23 protein-coding genes are annotated in these 23,087 nt (G+C 67.4%); 17 read left to right on the top strand and 6 right to left on the bottom strand.

Annotated features, from left to right (window positions below):
* Positions 1-140 precede the first annotated feature (140 nt).
* The 4 genes from ACPXB3_RS12825 to ACPXB3_RS12810 are packed head-to-tail and all read left to right on the top strand — an operon-like array spanning position 141 to position 2,765.
* Positions 141-932: a hypothetical protein gene (locus tag ACPXB3_RS12825; protein WP_425727815.1), complete on the top strand. Its 792-nt coding sequence runs from the start codon at positions 141-143 to the stop codon at positions 930-932.
* Positions 913-1,461, top strand: a complete 549-nt coding sequence (locus ACPXB3_RS12820) for a hypothetical protein (RefSeq protein WP_425727814.1) — start codon at positions 913-915, stop codon at positions 1,459-1,461. The genes ACPXB3_RS12825 and ACPXB3_RS12820 overlap by 20 nt, the downstream gene beginning before the upstream one ends.
* Positions 1,458-2,150, top strand: coding sequence for a hypothetical protein (locus ACPXB3_RS12815; RefSeq protein ID WP_425727813.1), 693 nt, complete (start codon positions 1,458-1,460; stop codon positions 2,148-2,150). The genes ACPXB3_RS12820 and ACPXB3_RS12815 overlap by 4 nt, the downstream gene beginning before the upstream one ends.
* A 57-nt stretch (positions 2,151-2,207) precedes the next feature.
* Complete coding sequence (locus ACPXB3_RS12810; protein WP_425727812.1) at positions 2,208-2,765, top strand: DUF6328 family protein; 558 nt, start codon at positions 2,208-2,210, stop codon at positions 2,763-2,765.
* Between the two features lie 8 nt (positions 2,766-2,773).
* Here ACPXB3_RS12810 and ACPXB3_RS12805 read toward each other — a convergent pair whose 3' ends face one another.
* A complete protein-coding gene (locus ACPXB3_RS12805; RefSeq protein ID WP_425705260.1) occupies positions 2,774-4,828 on the bottom strand; it encodes an acyl-CoA dehydrogenase in 2,055 nt (684 codons plus the stop codon).
* A gap of 166 nt (positions 4,829-4,994) precedes the next feature.
* Here ACPXB3_RS12805 and ACPXB3_RS12800 point away from each other — a divergent pair, with 166 nt between their 5' ends.
* Positions 4,995-6,680, top strand: a complete 1,686-nt coding sequence (locus ACPXB3_RS12800) for an AMP-binding protein (protein WP_425727811.1) — start codon at positions 4,995-4,997, stop codon at positions 6,678-6,680.
* Positions 6,681-6,689: 9 nt separating this feature from the next.
* Here the strand turns inward: ACPXB3_RS12800 and ACPXB3_RS12795 are convergent, their stop codons facing one another.
* Complete coding sequence (locus ACPXB3_RS12795; protein WP_425727810.1) at positions 6,690-7,253, bottom strand: hypothetical protein; 564 nt, start codon at positions 7,251-7,253, stop codon at positions 6,690-6,692.
* 96 nt (positions 7,254-7,349) lie between these two features.
* Between ACPXB3_RS12795 and ACPXB3_RS12790 the strand changes: the two genes are divergently transcribed.
* Both ACPXB3_RS12790 and ACPXB3_RS12785 read left to right on the top strand, forming a co-directional pair.
* Positions 7,350-8,072 (top strand): TetR/AcrR family transcriptional regulator, encoded by a 723-nt coding sequence (locus tag ACPXB3_RS12790; RefSeq protein WP_425727809.1) that lies wholly within the window; start codon positions 7,350-7,352, stop codon positions 8,070-8,072.
* Between the two features lie 99 nt (positions 8,073-8,171).
* Positions 8,172-9,335 (top strand): acyl-CoA dehydrogenase, encoded by a 1,164-nt coding sequence (locus tag ACPXB3_RS12785; RefSeq protein WP_425705264.1) that lies wholly within the window; start codon positions 8,172-8,174, stop codon positions 9,333-9,335.
* 67 nt (positions 9,336-9,402) lie between these two features.
* On the opposite strand, the gene ACPXB3_RS12780 is transcribed toward ACPXB3_RS12785, so the two are convergent.
* Positions 9,403-9,966, bottom strand: coding sequence for a YdcF family protein (locus ACPXB3_RS12780; protein ID WP_425705265.1), 564 nt, complete (start codon positions 9,964-9,966; stop codon positions 9,403-9,405).
* A gap of 119 nt (positions 9,967-10,085) precedes the next feature.
* Complete coding sequence (locus tag ACPXB3_RS12775; protein ID WP_425727865.1) at positions 10,086-12,044, bottom strand: primary-amine oxidase; 1,959 nt, start codon at positions 12,042-12,044, stop codon at positions 10,086-10,088.
* A 102-nt stretch (positions 12,045-12,146) separates the two neighbouring features.
* Here ACPXB3_RS12775 and ACPXB3_RS12770 point away from each other — a divergent pair, with 102 nt between their 5' ends.
* The 8 genes from ACPXB3_RS12770 (at position 12,147) to ccsB (ending at position 20,642) form a co-directional block, all read left to right on the top strand.
* Positions 12,147-13,097 (top strand): SGNH/GDSL hydrolase family protein, encoded by a 951-nt coding sequence (locus tag ACPXB3_RS12770; RefSeq protein WP_425727808.1) that lies wholly within the window; start codon positions 12,147-12,149, stop codon positions 13,095-13,097.
* Between the two features lie 122 nt (positions 13,098-13,219).
* On the top strand, positions 13,220-14,110 hold the full coding sequence (locus tag ACPXB3_RS12765) for an endonuclease domain-containing protein (protein ID WP_425705267.1): 891 nt from the start codon (positions 13,220-13,222) through the stop codon (positions 14,108-14,110).
* Positions 14,111-14,351: 241 nt separating this feature from the next.
* Positions 14,352-15,695 (top strand): glutamate-1-semialdehyde 2,1-aminomutase, encoded by a 1,344-nt coding sequence (hemL, locus tag ACPXB3_RS12760; RefSeq protein ID WP_425727807.1) that lies wholly within the window; start codon positions 14,352-14,354, stop codon positions 15,693-15,695.
* On the top strand, positions 15,695-16,321 hold the full coding sequence (locus ACPXB3_RS12755) for a histidine phosphatase family protein (protein ID WP_425705269.1): 627 nt from the start codon (positions 15,695-15,697) through the stop codon (positions 16,319-16,321). Before hemL ends, ACPXB3_RS12755 begins: the two co-directional genes overlap by 1 nt.
* Positions 16,322-16,432: 111 nt before the next feature.
* Positions 16,433-17,089 (top strand): TlpA family protein disulfide reductase, encoded by a 657-nt coding sequence (locus ACPXB3_RS12750; protein ID WP_425705270.1) that lies wholly within the window; start codon positions 16,433-16,435, stop codon positions 17,087-17,089.
* Positions 17,086-17,874, top strand: coding sequence for a cytochrome c biogenesis CcdA family protein (locus ACPXB3_RS12745; RefSeq protein WP_425705271.1), 789 nt, complete (start codon positions 17,086-17,088; stop codon positions 17,872-17,874). Before ACPXB3_RS12750 ends, ACPXB3_RS12745 begins: the two co-directional genes overlap by 4 nt.
* Positions 17,871-19,571 (top strand): cytochrome c biogenesis protein ResB, encoded by a 1,701-nt coding sequence (resB, locus tag ACPXB3_RS12740; protein ID WP_425727806.1) that lies wholly within the window; start codon positions 17,871-17,873, stop codon positions 19,569-19,571. Before ACPXB3_RS12745 ends, resB begins: the two co-directional genes overlap by 4 nt.
* A 48-nt stretch (positions 19,572-19,619) precedes the next feature.
* Entirely contained in the window at positions 19,620-20,642 is a 1,023-nt protein-coding gene (ccsB, locus tag ACPXB3_RS12735) for a c-type cytochrome biogenesis protein CcsB (protein WP_425727805.1), read from the top strand.
* Positions 20,643-20,711: 69 nt separating this feature from the next.
* Here the strand turns inward: ccsB and ACPXB3_RS12730 are convergent, their stop codons facing one another.
* Positions 20,712-20,939 carry a hypothetical protein gene (locus tag ACPXB3_RS12730; protein WP_425705274.1) on the bottom strand — a complete coding sequence of 76 codons (228 nt, stop codon included), beginning with the start codon at positions 20,937-20,939 and terminating at the stop codon, positions 20,712-20,714.
* Between the two features lie 89 nt (positions 20,940-21,028).
* The gene (locus tag ACPXB3_RS12725) at positions 21,029-21,250 is read right to left on the bottom strand and encodes a BldC family transcriptional regulator (protein ID WP_425705275.1); all 222 of its coding nucleotides are present in this window, start codon (positions 21,248-21,250) and stop codon (positions 21,029-21,031) included.
* A 360-nt stretch (positions 21,251-21,610) separates the two neighbouring features.
* On the opposite strand from ACPXB3_RS12725, the gene ACPXB3_RS12720 reads away from it, so the two are divergent.
* Both ACPXB3_RS12720 and ACPXB3_RS12715 read left to right on the top strand, forming a co-directional pair.
* Entirely contained in the window at positions 21,611-21,919 is a 309-nt protein-coding gene (locus tag ACPXB3_RS12720) for a DUF4229 domain-containing protein (protein ID WP_425705276.1), read from the top strand.
* A 13-nt stretch (positions 21,920-21,932) separates the two neighbouring features.
* Positions 21,933-23,063: a PLP-dependent cysteine synthase family protein gene (locus tag ACPXB3_RS12715; protein WP_425727804.1), complete on the top strand. Its 1,131-nt coding sequence runs from the start codon at positions 21,933-21,935 to the stop codon at positions 23,061-23,063.
* Positions 23,064-23,087 lie beyond the last annotated feature (24 nt).

The raw sequence follows: 23,087 nt of genomic DNA, 5'->3' as shown, positions 1-23,087 counted from the left end.
CCGTCGCTATAGCCGCACGTTATATGTCGGCGTGCGGGGGACGGGACGGGTCACCTCGGGAGTGCGACCGCGCTGAGGCGCCGTCGGCGGTTCCGACCGGGAGCCGAACACGCCCACGCCGCGTTCACTACGCTGGGAGCATGTCAGCATCCACCGACCCGGGCCGCAGCACCGGTCCGCCGCCCGCCGAGCCGGAGGGTTCGAAACCGAAACTCGTCGAGTCGATCGTGATCGCCTCCGAGCTGTGGTTGCTGGTGATCATTGCGCACATCGTCACCGTCGTCGCCACCTTCGGGACCACGCGCGATACATACCTCAAAATGGCCAAGGACAGCTACCGCCCGGGCACGGCCGAATACGACACGATCACCTCGACCGGCGTGATGGTCGGTCTGGTGGTCGCGACCACGGTCATCGAGATCGCGGTCGCGGTGGTCCTGCTGGTCCTCACCCGCAAGGGATACAACTGGGCTCGCTTCATTCTCGGCGCCGTGAGTCTCTATCTCGTGATCACGACGTTGTTCTCGATCTTCGGCGACGTCCATCCGCGCTGGGCGATGATCCCCAACGTCATCGGTGGGGTCGCCGCGCTCGGGGCGGTGGTGCTGCTGTTGCGCCGCGATTCCGACACCTACTGCAAGAAGATGGCCGCCTACCGGCATGCGCCGCGTACGCCCACCGCGCCGCCGTATCCGCCGACGCCTGGTTACGGCCCACCTCCCCCCGGCCAATACTCCGGCCAATACCCCGGCAGCCAGTACCCGTCCCCGTACGGCCAGTACCCACCACCCGGCCAGTACCCACCGGGCTACCCGACCCCGGGACAGTATCCGCCCTACGATGATCCGAGCCGACCGGCCGCAGACCCACCGCCCGACGACAGCAGCCAGCACGACAAAGGACAACAGCCCCGTGACGACCCACAAGCCTGACCCCGCCCAGCGCCCCAACGTCGTGGCCTGGGCATATCGGTGCTGGCTGGTATCCGGCGCGCTACTGGTGATCCTCGGCATCGTCTACGTCGTGCTCGGCGTGGTCCTCTCGGGCCCGACCCTCATCCCGGTGGGCATCGGCGTGGTGGTGGCGATCGTCGGCGGCGCCTACGGCTTCCTCGGCACCAACGCCTACGCCGGCGACATCCGCTGGCGCTCCTCGCTCGCCGCGCTCACCCTCGTCGCGGTCATCATGCTGCTGGTGCTCAGCTTCCTGGCGCCCATCCTCGCGTTCGCGCTGATCGCGGGCATCATCGGGCTGTTCGGTTCGTTGCTGGCCTACCGCCCGCAGGGCGACGCCTGGTTCACCGGCAAGGACCCGGCCACCGCGAATGAATCCCGGCCCGGCAAGAACTCGGGCCGGACCGCCAAGGCGAACGTCAAGAAGGCCGACGTCAAGAAGGCCGATGTCAAGAAGGGCGACACCAAGCAGGCCGACGCCAACAAGCGCGGCAGGTCGCGCTCGTGACCGCCCGCGCACGCGGCAACGATCCCGACGACGAGACCCCAGACGAGACCCCCCCAGCCGTGACTCCGACCGACGACGTCGACGTCGACGCGACGGATGACGACGCCGAGGATGAAGGCGAGACCCCCGCCGACGACGACGCGCCCGCCGCGGACAGCCCGGCCAAAGCCGACCGCTATCCCATCCCCACCGACCGCGGCGAGATGCTGTTCTACGAGCCGGGCGGCAGCTGGTGGGTCACCGCGATCGGTCCGATACTCGTCGCCGCGGTCCTCGCGATGGAGATCTCCGGTCCCGGGCAGGTGCATTGGTGGGTGATCGGCTTCTTCGGGCTGATCGTGACCGGTTTCTCGACGATCCAGGTGATCGCCGCCCGCCGACACGTCTCCGTCGAACTCACCGAGCTGACCCTGAAACAGGGTGCCCGCATCATCGCGCTCGACGAGATCGACACGATCTATCCCGAGAACAACGGACCCGATCATCGGGACTGGCAGAGTGCATCGGCGCTCGGTGAGCTGGCCGGGGTGCCGCGCCGTCGCCGCGGGGTGGGCGTCAAACTCGCCGACGGCTCACTTGCGCAGGCCTGGGCCCGAGATGTCGGCCGCTTTCGGAGCGAACTCACCGAGGCCCACACCGCGGTCAAACTCGGCCTACCGCCCCGCGGCACCAGCACCAGCACGGACTGACCGACCGCGCCGCGATTTCGCACGTGCGGCCGCCGCCCGGGCTGTCACCATGGAACCGTGAGCCCCGACCCCGCCGACCCCCGTCGCACCTCCGACGACGAGTGGAATCGTGAGCAGCGCGCGGAGACGACGACCGAACGCCTCGACCGCAACTGGGCTGCGCTGCTCCAGGAACTGCGCGTGGTCCAGACCGGCGTGCAGATCCTCACCGGATTTCTGCTCACGCTCCCGTTTCAGAACCGCTTCGAAGATCTCGACGAGCCGTTGCGCGTGACGTATCTGGTCACGGTGTCGTTCGCGATGGCGGCGGCCGTCCTGCTCGCCGCGCCGGTGGCACTGCACCGCGCATTGTTCCGCCAACACCGGCTCGACGTCATCGTCACCTCCGCGCACCGGCTCGCCTACATCGGCCTGATCCTGCTGGGCCTCGCGCTCGCCGGTGCGGTGGTCGTCGTCTTCGGCGCCACCGCGGGCATGATCGCGGGTTTCGTGGCGGGCGCCTGCATGCTGGTGGCGTTCCTCGGCTGCTGGCTGGTGTTTCCGTTCACGCTTCGACTACGCGCCGAGGCGTCGGACACCGATGCCGACCGGGAGCCCGACGGTTCACACCGCTGAGCCCGCCACTATCCGTGCTCGAGCATCGGCGCCACCAGGAGCTCCTCCGGGATTCCGAAGGCGTCGACGAGAATGCTTGCGTAGGGCCGCAATTCGAGACACAGCTCGTTGACGCCGCGGCGGATCGCCTTGGCGCGCTCCACCGACACGTGCCGGTGCATCAAGAACCACGCCAGATCGTCCTCGATGGCCGAATACACGAACAGGTCACAGACCTTGCCGAGTAATTCCGCGGCCGCCTTCGAGTCGCACTCGTTGATCGCCTCGATGAACGACTCGAGCACCACCCGTTCGGTATGTACCCGACCGACTTTCAGCAGATGATCCTGGGCTTTGTTGAACACCTCGAAGGCGTCGTTGTCGTCGTCGGTGGCCCGGCGCAGACGCTGCGCACACGTCCGCACGAGGTGGTCTTCACGATTGCGGAACAACCGGATCTGCGTACCCCGATCGGTCAGCGTCGACTTCTCGGTGTCCTCGTCGGAACTCTCCAACAAGGTCTGGATCACCTGACGCGCCGCAGTCTTCTCGACGACGACGTCGCGCGCCATACCGGCGATGAAACGCACCCAGCCGCCGGCGGAAAGTCCTTGCACGTCATCGGCATACGCCGAGAGCAGCTCCTTGGCCACCAGCTGGGTGAGCACCGTGTTGTCGCCCTCGAAGGTGGTGAAGACATCGATGTCGCCGCGCATGATCGACAGCTGGTTCTCGTCCATGTAGCCGGCGCCACCACACGCCTCGCGGCACACGTTCACCGCATGCGACGCGTGCCAGGTGCTGTAGGCCTTCAGCCCGGCTGCCGAACTCTCGAGTTGACGCTGACGGCCCGCGTCGGAATCGTCCGGCGCGGCCGACTCCACGTCGTGCAGCTCGGCGACCAACTCGTTCTGGGTACACGTGATGGCATACGACTTCGCGATGAGCGGCAACAGCTTTCGCTGATGGCCCAGATAGTCCAGGACGGTGATCTCGTCGTCGGAGTCGGGGGCCTCGAACTGTTTACGGATCGTCCCGTAGCGGGTGGCGAGCGTGAGTGCCTTGCGCCCGGCCGCCCCGGCCGTCGCCGCCACCGACACCCGGCCGCGGATCAAGGTGCCGAGCATGGTGAAGAACCGCCGATTCGGGTTCTCGATGGGCGAGTGATAGGTGCCGTCGGCGTCGACGTCGGCGTAGCGGTTGAGCAGGTTCTCGGCCGGGATGCGTACGTGGTCGAACAGGATCCGCCCGTTGTCGACGCCGTCGAGGCCGCCCTTGTGGCCGCAGTCGCTCGTCGTCACCCCCGGCAGATCGGCGCCGTTCTCGTCGCGGATCGGTACGACGAAGCAGTGCACCCCATGGTCTTGCGGCCCTTCACCGGGCCCGGCCGTGATCAGTTGCGCGAACACCGCCGCCACCCGCGCGTGCGCCGCCGCACCGCCGATGTAGTCCTTGCGTGCCGACGGGGTGGGGGAGTCGACGACGTACTCGCGGGTCTGCGGGTCATAGGTGGCGGTGGTCTCGAGCGCCTGCACATTGGAGCCGTGACCGGTCTCGGTCATGGCGAAGCAGCCGAGCAGGTCGAGGCTGATGATGTCGGCGACGTACCGGTCGTGATGGCGTTCGGTGCCCAGGTTCTCGATGGCCCCACCGAACAGCCCCCACTGCACACCGGCCTTGACCATCAGCGACAGATCGGCGTAGCCGAGCATCTCGATCGCGGTGATCGACGCGCCGATGTCGCCGGTGCCGCCGTGATCGGCGGCAAAGCCCGCCGCCGCGAATCCCTGCGACGACAATTCGCGCATCTCCTCGAGTACGCGGGCGCGGGCCTCGTCGATGGTGCGCGCCGGATCGGGCAGCAGATCCGATCGGTCGGAGCGTTCCCGCACGCTGTCGCGGGTGGCCTGCCACCGGCCGTCGAGCGTGCGGCGCAGCCCCTCGACGAGTAGCTCGCGGGCGGCGTCGTCGAGCTCGGCGGAGTTCCCGTGACTCGGGACATCGACACTGGTGGGCGCGGCGGTACTCGAGCTGCTCGCGGTGTCATCGGGGTTGGCGGCCGGCGATTCGGTAGGAGTCGACATGTCTCCACGGTACGGCCCGGACCAGATCGGCAGCGGAGCTTTGGCGGACCGATGTCACGTTCGGCGGTGACGCGGTGTGGTGTGATCGGTAGACGCAAGTCGCGCCGCCCGTGGCAGCCCTCACCCCTTGTTCCCGGGGCCGCCGCGCCGATGATGAGGAGAGAATATGGCCGCCTCGGAAAATCACTCGAGCACCGGTGTCGCCGAGTTCGGCCGCATCGACAGCGGCACCGCCAACCGCTCCGAGCTCACTCCGCTGCGGTTCCTCGAGCGCTCCGCGGACGTGTTTCCCGAGCGCACCGCGGTCATCTACGGTCGGCGCAGCGCCACCTACGCCGAGCTCGCCGACGAGGTGCAGCGCCTCGCCCGAGTCCTCGAGAGCCGCATCGCCCCCGGTGAGCGGATCGGCTACCTCGCACCCAACATCCCCGAGATGCTCATCGCCCACTATGCGGTGCCGCTGGCCGGTGGGGTGCTCGTCGCCCTCAACTCCCGCCTGGCCGGACCCGAGCTGGTCTACATCCTCAACCACGCCGGCGTCACAACCTTGTTCTTCGACGCCGAATTCCGTCACACGGTGTCGCTGATCGTCGACGAGATCGCCGACCTCACCACCGCCGTCGAGATCACCGATCCCGAATTCGGCCCCACCCCGGGCGAACTCGATGCATCCGGAATTCCCGGGCTCTACGCATACGATGGATTCCTCTCTCTCGCAAATAATTCCGGGTCCGGCTCGAAGCCTCTCCCGTGGACGGTCGACGACGAGGATGCCGTCATCACGATCAACTACACCTCCGGCACCACCGGAAAACCCAAGGGCGTCATGTACACCCACCGCGGTGCGTACCTGAACTCCTTCGGCGAGACCTTCCATCAACAGTTCACCGGGCAGAGCCGCTATCTGTGGACGCTGCCGATGTTCCACTGCAACGGCTGGTGCACCCCGTGGGCGGTCACGCAGGCGTCGGCGACCCACGTGTGCCTGCGCGCCGTCCGCGCCGACGCGGTGTGGGACGCCATCGACGATCTGGGGATCACCCACCTGGACGGGGCACCCACGGTGTGCACCACGATCGCCGGATCGCCACGCGCACATCGCCTCGACCGCCCGCTGCGCATCACCACTGCCGGCGCGCCACCGAGCCCGACCGTCATCGGCCGGCTCGAGGCGCTCGGCATCGGCGTCGTCCACGTCTACGGACTGACCGAGGTGTATGGGCCGTACACGATCTGCGAATTCCAGGACGCCTGGGCCGATCTGCCCCCCGGCGAGCGGGCCGCGAAGCTCTCCCGCCAGGGTGTGGGCATGGTGCAGGCCGACGCCGCACGCGTCGTCGAGCGCGATGTGCTGCCGCTTGCCGACGTGCCCGCCGACGGAGAAACCATGGGCGAGATCGTCTTACGCGGCAACAATGTGATGGCCGGATACTTCCGCGACCCGGACGCCACCCGAAAAGCGTTCGCCGGCGGCTGGTTTCACACCGGCGACCTCGGCGTCATGCATCCCGACGGCTACCTCCAACTACGCGACCGCGCCAAGGACATCATCATCTCCGGCGGCGAGAACATCTCCACCATCGAGGTCGAGCAGGCCCTGGTCAGCCACGACGCAGTGCTCGACGTCGCCGTCATCGGTGTGCCCGACGAGAAATGGGGCGAACGGCCGCGCGCCTACGTGTTGCGTGAGCCGGGAGCCGAGCTGCGTGCCGACGACCTCATCGCGCACGCCAAGACCCTGCTCGCCGGTTACAAGGTGCCCCGCGACATCATCTTCGCCGACGAGTTGCCCCGCACCTCCACCGGCAAGGTCCTCAAGTTCGAACTGCGTCGAAAAGCCGACGGCGACTGAGCATCCCGGTCATCGCCCGGGTCGACCACTCCGCCCGTAGCGGGACTCGTAATCGGCGATCACCTGCGGCGGCACCAGTTCCCGCGGCAACAGCACGACGGGACGCCGACGCGTGCACAGCATCACCACCGTCGGGCCGGCCACCACCCGGTCGAATCTCTCCAGCGGGATCACCGAGTACGTGGCTCCGACCCGGTGGCCGATCCACAACGGCGTGAACTCCGCGGACATCGGCGTACCCGCCGGCACCAACCGGCGCATCCGACTACGGCTCACCAGCATGATCGTGCCGACCATGAGGCACCCGAAGAACGCCATGAATACGACCATGAATATGGTCGCGGCCACGGTCACCGCCACGTCGCCGGCGAACAACGTGGCAGCGCATGCCGCGAGCACCCCGACAGCAGCGAGCCCCAGCTGCCGTCCCAGCACCTGTCGAGACAGGACCGCACCACGGCACAGACGCGCCGCGAGGGCGTCATCGGCGACCAGGTACGTGCGGAGCACGCCGTCGGGTCCCGCGCCCGCGTATGGCGGCGGCAGTGGCGTGGGCATCAGTGGCGCGGACACGCGACTGATTCAACCCCATGCCGCCACCCAGGTGTGGCTTGGTCGGCGGGCCGAATGACGCCACCGGCCCGCAGCGCGACAGGCAATACTGGACCCATGGCACCGAGTGACACGACCGTCGATCCGGTCGACCTGCGGACCCAGGTGGTCGCCGCGTCGATCCGATTGTTCAGCGAGAACGGCTATGAGTCGACGACGGTCGACCAGATCGCGGCCGCCGCCGGGGTGTCGCGGCGCACGCTGTTCCGCCAGTTCCGCTCGAAGGAGGACATGATCTTCGCCGACCACGAGGCGTTGATCGCCCAGGTCGCCGAGCGGCTCGGACCCGCGGACGATCCCGGCGCCGACCCGTGGTCGATGGTCTGTGCTGCGGCGGAGATCGTGTTCACCCACTTCCTCACGACGCGCGACCTCGCCGTCCGACGTCTGCAGGTGGTCACCCGGGTGCCGGCCCTGCGTGAGCGCGAACTCGTCACCACCTATCGCTACCAGCGGGTGTTCGAAGATTTTCTGCGCCGGCGTCTGCCCGGCGAATCGCCGGTGCGGATCGTCGGCTACTCCGCGGCGGTGACGTCGGTGCACAACTATCTGCTGCGCTCGATGATCCGCGGCGACGCCGACGCGACGCTGGACCGGCTGCGCAGCGAGCTCCGACGCGTTCGGTTGGCACTCGGTGCCGCCGCCGACATCGACGCCCAGCCGCCGACCGGGCAGGCCGCGGTGGCGGTGGTGTCCTACTCGCCGGGCACTGATCCCGAGGCCATCGCCGATGCGGTTCGCCGACAACTGCAGCTCGACCAGCACAAACAGGGACAATAGAGAAGACCGCAGATTGACATGGCACTGCGTGCCATGATGAACTGGAATGACATCGCGATCCTGGCACGCAGTGCCGGAGAACTGTGAGGAGCAGCTACCATGGGTTTTGGTAATCCCGATTTCAACGTGTTCGAACTGCCCGAGGAGCACGTCGCCCTACGTGAGGCGATCCGCGCTCTCGCCGAGAAGGAGATCGAGCCGCACGCCGCCGACGTCGACGAGAAGGCGCGGTTCCCGCAGGAGGCCCTCGACGCCCTCGTCGCCAGTGGCTTCAATGCGATTCACGTGCCCGAGCAGTACGACGGGCAGGGCGCCGACTCGGTCGCCGCATGCATCGTCATCGAAGAGGTCGCCCGGGTCGATGCATCGGCGTCGCTGATCCCCGCCGTCAACAAGCTCGGCACCATGGGCCTGATCCTCAACGGCTCCGACGAGCTCAAGGCGCAGGTGCTGCCGTCGATCGCCGCCGGTGAGGCCATGGCCTCCTACGCGCTGTCCGAGCGCGAGGCCGGCTCCGACGCCGCCGCGATGAAGACCCGCGCCCGCAAGGACGGCAGCAACTGGGTGCTCAACGGCTCCAAATGCTGGATCACCAACGGCGGCAAGTCCTCCTGGTACACCGTCATGGCGGTGACCGATCCCGAGAAGAGGGCCAACGGCATCTCGGCGTTCATGGTGCACAAGGACGATCCGGGCTTCACCGTCGGCCCGCTGGAGAAGAAGCTCGGCATCAAGGGATCACCGACGGCCGAACTGTACTTCGAAGACTGCACCATCCCCGAGGACCGCATCATCGGCGGCGAGGGCACCGGTTTCAAGACCGCGCTGCAGACCCTCGACCACACCCGTCCGACCATCGGCGCGCAGGCCGTCGGCATCGCGCAGGGCGCGCTCGACCAGGCGATTGCCTATGTCAAGGACCGCAAGCAGTTCGGTAAATCGATCAGCTCGTTCCAGGGGGTCGAATTCATGATCGCCGACATGGCCATGAAGGTCGAGGCCGCCCGCCTCATGGTGTACACCTCGGCCGCCCGCGCCGAGCGCGGCGAGAAGAACCTCGGCTTCATCAGCTCCGCGTCGAAGTGCTTCGCCTCCGACGTCGCCATGGAGGTCACCACCGACGCCGTGCAGCTCTTCGGCGGTGCCGGCTACACCCGTGACTTCCCGGTCGAGCGGATGATGCGCGACGCCAAGATCACCCAGATCTACGAGGGCACCAACCAGATTCAGCGGGTCGTGATGAGCCGCGCGCTGCTGCGCTGACCCGGCACAAACTGCGGTGAGGCGCCCCACCCCGCGGGGCGCCTCACCGTGCTTCATCTCCGCGAGCTCACCCCGCGACGGCGGTACGGAACTCGAGGTTCGCGTGATCATCCTTGGCCGCGGCGCGGAAATCGCCCAGCGCGCGCGGCATGTGGAATCCGTTCGTGACGATCACCGCGCCGGTCGCACCCATCGCCTTGAGCATGCCGACGGTGTTGGTGGCGTTCTGCACGGTGCTCGTCGAGGTGCCCTCGTTGACCATCTGCCACATCGGCACACCACGTTTCATCAGCCCCACGTTCATGAATTGCGCCTCGGAGACCGGCAACCACCAGGTGTTGCCTCCCGACACGATCACCCGGTTCGCGGGATGCGTCCGGGCGAGCTGAGCAGCGACGTCGAGACGCTCGTTGAGAATATTCGGCGTCTCCCCGTGTGTTCCCATCTTGGCCCCGAGTACCACGATGAAGTGCCCAATCGGGTTCTGCCAGAGGAACACGCTGTTAGGTGACTGCGGGCCGGAGGCGTTCTCCGGCTGCACGTCAGCGCGTGCCACAGACCCGCACACACCACTGGCCAGAGCTGCACTGACCAGAATTGCCATTGATACCAAGAAGATTCGAAGGCGCATGGCGGGCAGTGTACAAATGTACCGTTTGTAAATCCAGCGTTTGGGCAACAGCGCTGGTCGTCGCGCTGCACCGAACCGATCAGCGCCCCCGATCAGTGCTCCCGATCAGTGGTTCCGGATCAGTGGTTCCCGGAATCGTGGTGGTGGCAGTGTGTCGCCGGCGACCCTTCGACGTCGAGCGACGGATTGCGATCGAAGAAGCCGAACGGCTTGAGCCAGAACGACACCACATCCGACGGCATCACCGGCCAGTCCTCGGGACGGGTGATGTGGTGGATTCCGAAGACATACCACAGGACGACGTCGGTGTTCTCGATCGGCCGGTTGTTCTTGGTCCACTCCGCGATGCCGGTGTCGCGTACCGACTGATTGACGAATTCGCCTGCGGGCCAACGCTCCTGGGGGCTGTTCGGGGTCACCCAGAGGGTGTGGCCGATCACGGTGGCACGCTGGAAGACCGGTGAGGCGGGATCGAACATCGACGGTATGGCGCCGGTGGGCGTCAGCTTGTACGCGGGATGCGCACCGAGGCCGGTGGTGACATTGGTGTTGACGATCTTCCAACTCTTCTGCGTCGCAAAGTCTGGATCCTGCATTCCGTCATTTTCGGTGCGCAGCGCCGTATTTCGCTGTGTCAGCGACAGTCCCAGAGGATTGCCAGGACCCATCGGCTCCGGTACCGTCTCGGAGGCGAACACGGTGTTGTCGGCGCCGTCGATGTCGATGTCGAGGCGCGCAACCAGGAAGTGCTGGTGGAAGGGGGCATACGTGCGGTCGTCGACGACGGTGCCGTTCGGATAACTCGACATCCCGGGCGGCAACGGAGTGGTCACCATGATCCCGGTGGCACGTACCTCGCACTCGATATTGCCGTCCTGATAGAACCGCCAATACACGAGGTACTCGTAATTGGCCACGGTCACATGGAAACTCACCGTCAGCCTGCGCATCCGGCGGACCTCGGCGCCGGCGTCGGCATCGACGTGCTTCCACAGCACGCCGTTGTCCTCCTCGTGGATGCAGATCGCATTGGTGATGGTGTGCGGCTCCCCGGCACTGTTGTGTAGCACCGCATCCAGATAGCGGATCTCACCGAGACAATCGCAGCCGAGTTCCAGCGAGGTCGTCATGAAACCCAGACCCCACTCGCCGATGTCGAACGCCGTCCGCCGGTAGTGATCCTCACTGTGGTCGCGATAGGGAACCACCATCTCCGCGAACGACATCCGGTGCGCGACCGACCGCTGACGCCCGCCGTCGCGGTAGCGCACCGAATGCAGTGTCATGCCCTCGCGGTGGTTGAAACCCACCCGCAGCGACCAGTTCTGCCACGTCAGCAGATTGCCGTCGAGCGTGAAGGACGGCCCGTTCGGCTGAGTGATCTCCAGTGGCTCGAGCGGCAGCCGCGTGAACGCGTCCCGGATGCGTTGCGGAATGTGCCGCGGCACATACTCGCCCATCACCTGCGGCTTCTCGGCGCCGGCGCCGGCGTCCTCGATGCGCAGCAGTTCCATCGTGTTCACGTCGATCACGCAGTGCAGCCCCGCAACGGGATTCGCGTACGGGTTGGAGCCCTCGGCATTGCGGATCCAGGTATCCGACCAGCCGAGTCGCCGGCCGCTGAACTCCTCGGGAATCAGTGCGCCACCGTAGGTCCAGGTGTCCATGAACACCAGGTCCAGGTCGGTGATGCCGCGGCGTGCCAACGCGGCCTGCACGTCGGGATGTGCACGCAGCACCCGATCGCATTCCTCGTACTCGTCGACGGTGAAATTCGCCTGCACGCCGGGCACGTTCTCGAACGACTCGACGGTGTCGCCGGTGAGCGAGACAAACGACTTGTAGGTGAGGTTCTGTCCGGTGTCGAGGCAGGTCACCTCGGCGCGCCGCGGTGGGACGGTGCCGTCGGACTCATACGCCGCGAGCTCGGACTTGGACGGTTCGGCCAACTCGATGGAGGTGTAACGCCAACCATCGCCGACGCCCTGCTCGCGCGCCAGTACCGTGGTCACCGTGCGGAATTCGTTGGCCGACAGTGGATCGAGCGGATGCATGCGGTGTCCTTGTCTCGCGGTGATTCCTGATCGGGGCAAACATGAGCCGTGATGTTTTCACAGCGTACGCCCAGATCGGCGACGCGACGGGTCGATGACGTGGCCGGTCCGGGGTACGGTCGACGGGTGTCGACGATCCCCCGGCGCCCAGCCATTCGACGTCGCGCCAGTTCGCGTCGGGCAGCGCTGTGTGCGCTGGTGCTCGCGCTGACCCTCGCCGGATGTGCCGGCGAAAACGATTCCTCCACAACAGGTTCGGGCTCATCCCCGGCCGCCCCCGCATCGAGTGCTGGGGTGGCCTCGGCGCCGTATGCCAATCTCGGCGACAGCTATGCCGCGGGCGCCGGGGTGCTCCCGGTGCAGGGTGGTTCACCGTTCCTCTGTCAGCGCTCCGCGGTGAACTTCGCGCACCTCGTCGCCACGCAGCGTGGCGTGGCGCTGACCGACGCGAGTTGCGCCGGTGCGGGCACGGCCGACGTGAGTACCAGCCAATACTTCGGTGTACCACCGCAACTCGACGCGCTCGGACCTCAGACGCGACTTGTCACCATGATGCTCGGCGGCAACGACGAGAACACCTTCGGTGGTGCGATCAGCAAATGCGGTGACGCGGCCGCCGCAGAAGCCGGCGGCGGCGTCCCGACCGGATCGCCGTGCCGAGACCGCTACGGCACCGAGTTGTCGGCGCCCATCGATTCCGAGATCTACCCGGCCCTCGTCGACGCCCTGAAGCAGGTACGTGAGCGCGCCCCGCACGCGCGGGTGCTCATCATCGGCTACCCGTGGATCCTGCCGCCGACGCAGGGCTGCTATCCCGCGATGCGGATCGCACCCGGCGACGTCGCCTACCTGCGCAGCTTGCAGTCCGACCTCAACGACGCCATCCGGCGTGCGGCGGTCCAGAGCGGTGTCACCTACGTCGACATGTCCCACGTCTCCGACGGACACGACGCGTGCGCCGGCGCCGCCCGCTGGATCGAACCGCAAGAGGGGACCACCGCCCGGATCACCGTGCATCCCAACGCCCGCGGACATCAAGGGATCGCCGAGCAGGTCGAGTCCGCGCTGGAGCACTGAGGGGACCGGGGAGTGGCGAATCGGGAGAGTGGCTGTCCACAGAATCACCTCCGTCCACAGTGGACGGTCGTTCACCGACTCTGTATCGGGTCGAGGGGCGCCGGACCGGTCAGACTGCGCGCATGGATCTTGCTGCCCTCGCCCACGACGAGACCGATCACTGGCGCGGAGTCTTCGACTACGCCGAGCTGTCGCGACGGGGATTCATCCAATCGAACGTCAAGGCGCTCGTCCGCGACGGCACGCTCCGCTGTCTTCGGCGCTCCTGGTACGCGACGGTGTATGCCCACCCGGCGGTGGTGCAAGCGGTCACCGCCGGCGGTGTGTGCAGCTGCGTGACCGCACTCGACCTGCATGGGGTGTGGGTCATGCCGACCGCCGACATTCACCTGCGGGGACGCCGGACGGCGGCGAACCGTGGCAAGCGGCCGCTCTGCCGCCAGCACGGCGAACCGCTGCCCGAGCGATATCCACTCGACGACGTGCCCACCGCGCTGCGTCATGCGCTGCGTTGTCTACCGGGCGAGGAGATCATCGCTGCCTGCGATTCGATTCTGCGCCAAGGTCTTCTGGAGATGGCCGACCTCGAGGTGGTCTTCGCCTCCGCCCCCGCCCGTACCCGGGAGCTGCTCGCCAGATGTGACGGTGTCGCGGAGTCGGGGGCCGAGTCGATCTTCGGCTCGCGGATCGGGCGGAAGGGCATCCGGTTCCGGATGCAGGTCGAGATCGAGGGGGTCGGGCGCGTCGACTTCCTCATCGGGAGGCGGCTGATCGTGGAGATCGACAGCGAAAGATTTCACGACCGCACTCCCGAGCAACGCGAAAGGGATCGGCAGCGTGACGCGGAGGCCATCCGTCGCGGCTACCTGCCCATCCGGTTCTCCTTCAGGAAGGTGATGTACCAGTGGCCGACGGTCGAGGGCATCATCGACGACCTGATCCGTCGGCGGGCGCACATTCGGGCGGTCGCGCTGCCGGGTGAGCTGGCTCGTGTCCTGGAGGTCGAACTATAACGTGCGGCTATGGCGACGGCCGAGACGGTTATCGTCTCGGCCGTCGCTATAGCTGCATCTCATATTCGCCGCAGGCCCTGTCCTGTGATGTGCCGGCGGTCGAGGGCACCTTCGCGTGGTTGTGTGGCCGGCCGACCTGGCCCGCTTCCGAGACCTCGCCATAGTTGTCTCTCATATTCGTCTCAGGACCCTGACCAGGCCGAATTTCTCTCGCCGTGCTCCATTTGGAACACTGGAGGCCGTGAGCAGATCCGCCGACGTCGCCGTGAAGTCCAGTGAGCTGTTCGCCCGGGCCCAACTCGCGATCCCGGGCGGGGTCAATTCGCCGGTCCGCGCGTTCTCCGCGGTCGGTGGCGATCCGCGCTTCATCGCCTCCGCGCAGGGCTGCCGACTGACCGACGTCGACGGCAACACCTACGTCGACCTGGTCTCCTCGTGGGGGCCGATGATCCTGGGCCACGCGCATCCGGCGGTCGTCGACGCCGTGCAGCGCGCCGCATCCGGCGGATTGTCGTTCGGCGCGCCCACCGAATCCGAGATCGAACTCGCCGAGGAGATCATCGATCGCGTCGACCCGGTCGAGCGCGTGCGCCTGGTCAACTCCGGCACCGAAGCCACCATGTCGGCGGTCCGCCTGGCCCGCGGCTTCACCGGCCGCCCCAAGATCATCAAGTTCGCCGGGTGCTACCACGGCCACGTCGACGCCCTGCTCGCCGACGCCGGGTCGGGCGTGGCCACCCTCGGCCTGCCGACCAGCCCCGGCGTCACCGGCGCCGCCGCCCACGACACCGTCGTGCTGCCCTACAACGACTTGCCGGCCGTCGCCAGGGCCTTCGAGGAGTTCGGCGACGACATCGCCGCCGTCATCACCGAGGCCGCCGCAGGCAACATGGGCGCGATCGCCCCGCTCGACGGATTCAACGCCGGCCTGCGCGACCTCACCCACCGTCACGGCGCACTGCTGATCATCGACGAGGTCATGACCGGATTCCGGGTCAGCCCGGCCGGCTGGTACGGGCTCGAGGGCGTCGGCGCCGACCTCTACACCTTCGGCAAGGTCATGAGCGGTGGCCTGCCCGCCGCCGCCTTCGGTGGTCGCGCCGACATCATGGAGCGCCTCGCGCCGACCGGCCCCGTCTATCAGGCGGGCACCCTGTCGGGGAATCCGGTCGCGGTCGCCGGCGGCCTGGCCACCCTGCGCACCGCCGACGCCGCGGTCTACGCCACCCTCGACGCCAACGCCGACCGCCTCGCCGGGTTGCTCAGCGGCGCGCTCACCGAGGCAGGCGTGGCGCACCGGGTGCAGAAGGCGGGCAACCTGCTCAATGTGTTCTTCACCACAGCCGATGCCGCCGACACCCGGATCGTCGACTACGCGGGCGTGAAGGCCACCCAGACCTGGCGTTTCGCCCCGTTCTTCCACGAACTTCTCGACGCCGGCGTGTATCCGCCGCCCAGCGCGTTCGAGGCCTGGTTTGTCTCGGCGGCACTTGACGAGGATGCTTTCTCACGAATTGCCGACGCACTGCCGGCGGCCGCGCGGGCCGCGGCCGCGGCTCGGCCGCCCAGTCCCGGGGAGAACTGATGCACACGATCGTTCACATGATGCGCCACGGCGAGGTGCACAATCCCGACGCCATCCTCTACGGACGGCTACCCGGATTCCATCTCTCCGACACCGGCCGCGCGCAGGCCCGCAAGGTCGCCGACGCGCTCGCCGACCACGACGTCACCGCCGTGTTCGCCTCCCCGCTGCAACGTGCGCAAGAGACCGCAGGCCCGATCGCGGCCGCGCACGAACTCCCGATCCTCACCAACGACGAGCTCATCGAGGCCGACAACATCTTCGAGGGCCTGCGAGTCTCGGTCGGCGACGGCGCGCTGCGCAAGCCGCGGCACTGGCCCAAACTGCGCGACCCGTTCACCCCGTCGTGGGGTGAGCCCTACATCCAGCTCGCCCACCGGATGCTCGCCGCGGCCAACAAGGCCCGCGACGCCGCCCGCGGCCACGAGGCGGTCTGCGTCAGCCATCAGCTCCCGGTCTTCACGTTGCGTCGCTTCCTCGAGGGGCAGCGGCTCTGGCACGACCCTCGTCGTCGGCAATGCTCGCTTGCGTCGTTGACCAGCCTGATCTACGACGACGACGCGCTCGTCGACATCATCTATTCGGAGCCGGCCGGTGCGTCGGATCCGCTCGCGACCGGGGCCTGACGAGGAGAGTGTGAACGCGTGAGGGTGCAGGATCGTGGTGGTCGTGGTGTGTCCGCGACGCCCCTTCGTGGTCGCCGCCCCCGCAGCCCGCGCCGCGGTGTCCGAGTTGTGGTGAAAGTCTTTCTCGCACTGTTCTTCTCGTTGGCCGCAGTCGTCGCATTGGCCGGATGTGGCACCGGCGACGACGCGGTGTCACAGGGCGACACCTTCCAGTTCGTCTCGCCGGATGGGCAGACCGTCATCACCTACGATCCCGCCGACCGCAAGCACATCGCCGAGGTCTCCGGTGACGACCTGCTGACCGGAAAACCGTTGGCGCTCAGCGATCAGCGCTTCGCCGACAAGGCCGTCGTGATCAATGTGTGGGGCTCGTGGTGCGGGCCGTGCCGCGGTGAGTCTGCTGCGCTCGAACAGGTCTACGCGAAGTACAAGGCCGACGGCGTCGAGTTCCTCGGCATCAATCTGCGCGACGACCACCAGAGCGCACAGGATTTCGTGACCGACCGCAAGATCGGCTATCCGTCCATCTACGACTTTCCGGGGGCGTCGCTGGCCGCATTGACCACCCCGACGTCGGTGGTGCCGACGACCATCGTGCTCGACCGGCAGCATCGCCCGGCCGCGGTGTTCCTGCGCGCGGTCAGCGCCGACGAACTCGGTGCCGCCGTCGCGCGGGTCGTCGCCGAGCCACCGGTGCCGGGCAGCACAGCCGCATCCGCGATCCCCGCGGCCACCACCACGGCGGCCCCGAACGGGGTGCCGCAGTGAGCGGAATCGGACAGACCTTCGCCGACACGGTGTCCTCCGGGCCACTGCTGCTCGGCGTCGCCGCCGCGGCGGTCGCCGGCATGGTGTCGTTCGCCTCGCCGTGTGTGGTGCCGCTCGTGCCCGGTTATCTGTCGTATCTGGCGGGGCTCGTCGGCGCGGAGGCGCCCGCGGTGACCGTCGGCGAACCCGCCAAACGCGGCCGGTCGCGCGTCGCGGTGGCCGCGTTGCTGTTCGTGCTCGGCTTCACCGTCGTCTTCGTCGCCGCGACCGCCACCGTCCTGGGGATCACCAGCACCGTCATCGTCAATCACGAACTGCTGCAACGTATCGGCGGGGTGGTGACCATCCTGATGGGGCTGGTGTTCATCGGCCTGGTCCCGATGATGCAGCGCGAGGTGCGGATGGCTCCGCGGCTGGTGTCCAACATCGTCGGCGCTCCGCTGCTCGGTGCGGTGTTCGCGCTCGGCTGGACGCCGTGTCTCGGGCCGACACTGGCCGCGGTCATCGCCACCGCGTCGGGCACCGAGGGCGCCACCGCCGCCAAGGGCGTCACCCTGATCGTCGCCTACTGCCTGGGACTTGGTATCCCGTTCGTCATCCTGGCGTTCTCGTCGGCGTGGGCACTGCGCAGCCTGGGCTGGTTGCGTGCGCATGCGCGGGCGATCCAGATCTTCGGAGGTGTCATGCTGATCCTCGTGGGTATCGCATTGGTCACCGGACTGTGGGATCAGTTCATCGTGTGGGTGCGCGACGCCTTCATCACCGATGCGGTGTTGCCGGTATGACGCGCGCCGACACCGCGGTCGCCGACCGTCCCGCCGCGCCGCAGCCGCCGTCGAGGCCGCACTGGATCTTCCGTCGGGTCCTGTGGCCGTTGCGTAATCTGTGGCGGTCGTTGACGTCGATGCGCACCGCGCTGGTGCTGCTGTTCCTGCTCGCGCTCGCCGCGATCCCGGGCGCCCTGCTCCCGCAGCGCAAACTCAACGAACAGAAGACGTTGCGCTACATCGCCGACCACGGCACCTTCGGCACGTGGATGGACAAGCTGCAGCTGTTCGACGTGTTCTCCAGCGCCTGGTTCACCGCGATCTATGTGCTGCTGTTCGTCTCGCTGGTGGGCTGCCTGACGCCGCGCCTGATCGAGCACGCCAGGAGTCTGCGCGCCAAACCCGTTGCCGCGCCACGCAATCTCGGCCGACTGCCGCGGCACATCTCGACCACCGTCGACGGCAGCCCGGAGGACATCGCCGACCGCGTCACGTCGAATCTGCGTGGCTGGCGGCGCAACACCGTCGTCCGCGAACCCACCGACCGGGACGCGAGCACCGCCGGTCCCATCGTCGAGGTCTCCGCGGAGAAGGGATATCTGCGCGAGTTCGGCAACCTGGTCTTCCATTTCGCGTTGCTGGCACTGCTGGTGTCGCTCGCGGTGGGCAAGCTCTACGGCTACGAGGGCACCCGCAGTCTGGTCGCCGACGGCGAGGGATTGTGCAACACCTCGACCGCGGTCTACGACTCGTTCCGCGCCGGCGCGATGGTCGACGGTACCGACCTCAACCCGTTCTGCATCAAGGTCAATTCCTTCTCGGCGACCTTCCTGCCCAACGGGCAACCCGACATGTACAACGCGCAGATGTCCTACACCAAGGGCATCGGCACCGCGGCCGGGGACTGGCACGACCGGTCGGTCAAGGTCAACGACCCGCTGCGTGTTGCCGGCGATCGCGTCTACGTGCTCGGCAACGGCTTCGCGCCCACCTTCACCGTGACCTTCCCCAACGGCGAGAAGCGCACCCAGACCGCATTGTTCGCTCCCAACGACATGCAGACGATGCTGTCGACGGGTGCGGTGCGCTTCGACACCCCGGCCGGCCTCTATCCCGATGAGGACGTACGCCGCAAGAATCAGATCGCCATCGAGGGTCTGTTCGCCCCGACCGCGGACTATCAAGGGACGCTGCTGAGTTCGTCGTCGCCGGCGCCGAAGGACCCGCAGGTGGCCATCCGCATCTACAAGGGCGACACCGGCCTGGACACCGGCATGCCGCAGAATGCCTACTCGCTCGATCAGAGCCTGGTCGATCAGGGCCGATTGCAGCGGCAGGCGCAGGTGAACCTGGCCAAGGGGCAGAGCACGCGGCTGGCCGACGGCACCGTCGTCAGCTTCGACGGCTACCAGCGGTGGGTCTCGGTGCAGATCTCCCACGACCCGACGCAGGGCTGGGTGCTGGCCTCGGCGGTGGTGATGTTGATCGGACTGCTGGTGTCGCTGCTGGTGCGCCGACGCCGGATCTGGGTGCGGCTGATCCCGGCCGATCCGGGGCAGCCGGGCACCGACGACGGGAAACGACGTACGGTAGTAGAAATCGGCGGCCTCGCCCGCACCGACCAAGCCGGTTGGGGCGAGGGCTTCGAGGAGCAGGCAGCCGGGCTGTTGGAGCCTGATGGGGCGAAACGCAAGTCGCGATTGCGCAGGCTCTAGACGTGCGGCCGCGCACGGTCGGCACACACGAGTAGACGAGGTGAATCGATGAACACTGGTGCAGAGCACATCGACGCGACGATGGCCCGGTACTCCGACCTGCTGTTCGGGACCGCGATCACCATCTACGTGCTGGCGATGCTGCTGTTCCTGGCCGCGCTGGCCGGTGCGCGCAGCCGTCGCCTCGCCTCGAAGGAACTCGTCGGTGCGGCCGTGGGCTCGGCCGCCGGACCGGCCGCCGCCGACCGCACCCCCGGCAAGATCACCGATTCCACCGCCCGGCGCAGCTTCTCCGAAAAGCTCGGCGCCATGGCCTATCCCGTGGTCTTCCTCGGCCTGGCCGCCCACCTCGCGTCGATCATCACCCGCGGCATCGCCGTCGACCGGCCGCCGTGGGGCAACATGTACGAGTTCATCTCGCTGACGTGCGCGGCCTGTGTGGTCGCCGGCGTGGTGGTGCTGCGCAAACCGGCGAACCGCCCGTTGCTGTCGTTCGTGTTGCTGCCGGTGACGTTGCTGATGTTCATCGGCGGCCGCTGGCTCTACACCCAGGCCGCGCCGGTGGTGCCCGCCCTGAAGTCCTACTGGCTGGCCATTCACGTCTCGATCATCTCGATCAGTTCCGGCGTCCTGCTGGTGTCCGGCGTGGCCAGCGTGCTCTACCTGGTGAAGATGCAGTGGGGTGCCAAGGCCGAGGAGGCCGAACGCACCCAGACCGGCTTCATGGCTCCGGTGATGCGGCTGGTCGCGCACATCCCGGGCGCCGACGCCCTCGACCGTCTCGCCTACAAATGCGTGGTGTTCGGCTTCCCGCTGTTCGGGCTCGGCGTCATCTGCGGTGCCATCTGGGCCGAGTCGGCATGGGGGCGGTTCTGGGGTTGGGACCCCAAGGAGACCGTCTCGTTCATCGCCTGGGTGATCTATGCCGCCTACCTGCATGCGCGGGCGACGGCCGGCTGGCGCAGCACCGCGGCGGCATGGGTCAACGTCGCCGGCTTCGTGGCGCTGCTGTTCAACCTGTTCATCATCAACCTGGTGGTCTCCGGACTGCACTCCTACGCCGGGCTCTGAGACACACCTGACCTGACGAGCGCGCCCCCGCCGATCGTGATCGGCGGGGGCGCGCTCGTTGAATCCTGACTAGGTGTCGTCGGTGTCGGAACCGTTGGGGCCGCGCGTACGACGGTCGAGATCCATCAGGAACTCGGGATCGTCGTCGGGGCCCACCGGACGGCGCGGACGGCGCTTGACGGTCGTGACCCGCCTGGCGTCGTCGGACGCCTCCTCTTCGGTCAGCTGCGGGCCGAACGAGCGCCACAACAGATAACCGACGGCCATGATGCCGACCAACGTGAGCAAAAACGCCATGGCAACCTCCCAGCCGTCAGCTTACGTGACGGCGGGCGCCGGGTAGACCGACCGGCCGACGGCCGGTCCGGGTACAGCGGGAGTCGGGGTCAGGAGATGCGACGGTTGAGCAACGCGACGACGTCTTCCTCGCGGAAACGCCGATGACCGCCCGGCGTGCGGATCGAGCCGAGAAGTCCGGAACTCGCCCAGCGTGCGACGGTCTTGGGGTTGACGTTGAACATGGCGGCGACCTGTCCGGGAGTCAGCGTGTGCTGGCTGGCGATGCCCGGGGTGATGACTGCGGCAGGGTTGGAGTGAATGGCGGTCATGGTGGGGGGCTCCCTCGTGTGTTCTGGCCGCGAACCATTTCGTTCGGCGGCCACTCACGCGCCCGTTGCGCGTCGACTCCATGAATACACGCAAATCGCCCAGGTACTCGAACCGTCAGCAGCAGGTAAAGAGAGCGTAAAGAGCCTTGTGACCTGCGCAGTCCGTGGACCAGTACCTTTTACTCGGCCTTTGCCGGCACCGGTGACAACCTTGGTGAGAATATAGCGTGCGGCTATGGCGACGGCCGCGACAATAATCGTCTCGGCCGTCGCCATAGCCGCACGCCATAGTTCCATCGCCGGCCGGCGCGGGGTCGGGCCAGCCGAGCGGGCCGAAAACCGGCACGTACCCTGGTCAGCGTGAGTGAAGAGCAGAAGAAGCAGGTGGGTGTGGGCGCTCTCGTGGTGTCCATCGGCCTGTACACCCTGGCGCGTCTGGTGCTGGTGGTCGTGGTCGCCGCGATCATCGTCGGGGTCGGCAAGCTGGCAGGTGTCAACGTTCCGGTGTTGGTGGCCGCGGTATTCGGGGTCCTGATCGCGTTGCCGCTGGGCATGATGCTGTTCAAATCGCTGCGCACCCGCGTCAACACGCAGATCTCCACCGTCGATGCGCAGCGCCGGCGCCGCCACGAAGAACTGCAGTCGCGCCTGCGCGGCAGCGACAGCTGAGTTCGCGCCGACGATGATCCCCGCCACCGCCGCCGACATCGACCGGCGCGCCGACCGGTCCTGGGCCGACAATGCGCTCGGGCTCATCGAGGCCGACGCCCGCCGCAGCGCCGACACCCACCTGTTGCGCGTGGAGCTGCCCGACTGGTCGCGGTGGACCGGCGAGGACGGCCATGTCACCGGCGTCGACCTGTACCTCAAGGACGAGAGCACGCATCCGACCGGCTCACTCAAACATCGCCTGGCCCGGTCACTGTTCCTGTACGCGATCTGCAACGGCTGGATCACCGAGGGCACCACGGTGATCGAGGCGTCGTCGGGTTCGACGGCGGTCAGCGAGGCCTACTTCGCGCATCTGATCGGCGTGGCGTTCCTCGCGGTGATGACCGCCTCGACGTCACCGGCGAAGACCTCGTTGATCGAACGTGAAGGCGGCCGTTGCCACTTCGTCGATCGGCCCGCCGACGTCTACGCCGAGGCGCTGCGCCTGGCCGACGAACTCGGTGGACACTTCATCGACCAGTTCACGATGGCCGAGCGGGCCACCGATTGGCGTGGCAACAACAACATCGCCGAGTCGATCTTCGCGCAGATGGCCGAGGAGGAACATCCGATCCCGACGTGGATCGTGGTCGGCGCCGGGACCGGCGGCACGTCGGCGACCCTGGGCCGCTACCTGCGCTACCGGCGCCACCGCACCTGGCTGGCCGTCGTCGATCCGGAGAACTCGGTGTTCCTGCCCGCCTACGAGCGCGGTGACGGCACCATCACCTCCGAAATCGGTTCGCGTATCGAGGGAATCGGACGTCCGCGGGTCGAGCCGTCGTTCGTCTCGCAGGTCATCGACCGCATGATCGGCGTACCCGACGTCGCGTCCATCGCGACCGCCCGCGCCACCAGCGACCGCCTGGGCCGACTGGTCGGCGGATCGACCGGTACCAACATGTGGGGTGCGCTGAAACTGGTGTCGGAGATGGTGGCCGCGCGTCATGCCGGGAGCGTCGTCACCTTGCTGTGTGACTCGGGGGAGCGTTATCGCACAACCTATTTCGACGACGCCTGGCTCGCATCGCAGCACCTCGACCTGAGCGCGCCGGCCGCGGCGCTCGACGAGTTCTTCGCCACCGGCGCCTGGCCGGCCTGATCGCTTCCGTATCGACGAACCCGC

Source organism: Gordonia sp. DT219 (assembly GCF_049847065.1).
In the GTDB taxonomy this organism is placed as follows: Bacteria; Actinomycetota; Actinomycetes; order Mycobacteriales; family Mycobacteriaceae; genus Gordonia.
Note: the sequence above shows the minus strand (reverse complement) of the source record. Positions and strands in the feature narration are given on the sequence as shown.

Excerpts from the sequence above, each read along its gene's own strand:
- ACPXB3_RS12780 (WP_425705265.1), bottom strand. The coding sequence starts at position 9,966 with ATGCGCCTTCGAATCTTCTTGGTATCAATGGCAATTCTGGTCAGTGCA.
- ACPXB3_RS12800 (WP_425727811.1), top strand. The coding sequence starts at position 4,995 with ATGGCCGCCTCGGAAAATCACTCGAGCACCGGTGTCGCCGAGTTCGGC.
- ACPXB3_RS12790 (WP_425727809.1), top strand. The coding sequence starts at position 7,350 with ATGGCACCGAGTGACACGACCGTCGATCCGGTCGACCTGCGGACCCAG.
- ACPXB3_RS12715 (WP_425727804.1), top strand. The coding sequence starts at position 21,933 with ATGATCCCCGCCACCGCCGCCGACATCGACCGGCGCGCCGACCGGTCC.
- resB (WP_425727806.1), top strand. The coding sequence starts at position 17,871 with ATGACGCGCGCCGACACCGCGGTCGCCGACCGTCCCGCCGCGCCGCAG.
- ACPXB3_RS12725 (WP_425705275.1), bottom strand. The coding sequence starts at position 21,250 with ATGACCGCCATTCACTCCAACCCTGCCGCAGTCATCACCCCGGGCATC.
- ACPXB3_RS12765 (WP_425705267.1), top strand. The coding sequence starts at position 13,220 with ATGGATCTTGCTGCCCTCGCCCACGACGAGACCGATCACTGGCGCGGA.
- ACPXB3_RS12825 (WP_425727815.1), top strand. The coding sequence starts at position 141 with ATGTCAGCATCCACCGACCCGGGCCGCAGCACCGGTCCGCCGCCCGCC.
- ACPXB3_RS12805 (WP_425705260.1), bottom strand. The coding sequence starts at position 4,828 with ATGTCGACTCCTACCGAATCGCCGGCCGCCAACCCCGATGACACCGCG.
- ACPXB3_RS12785 (WP_425705264.1), top strand. The coding sequence starts at position 8,172 with ATGGGTTTTGGTAATCCCGATTTCAACGTGTTCGAACTGCCCGAGGAG.
- ccsB (WP_425727805.1), top strand. The coding sequence starts at position 19,620 with ATGAACACTGGTGCAGAGCACATCGACGCGACGATGGCCCGGTACTCC.
- ACPXB3_RS12755 (WP_425705269.1), top strand. The coding sequence starts at position 15,695 with ATGCACACGATCGTTCACATGATGCGCCACGGCGAGGTGCACAATCCC.
- ACPXB3_RS12730 (WP_425705274.1), bottom strand. The coding sequence starts at position 20,939 with ATGGCGTTTTTGCTCACGTTGGTCGGCATCATGGCCGTCGGTTATCTG.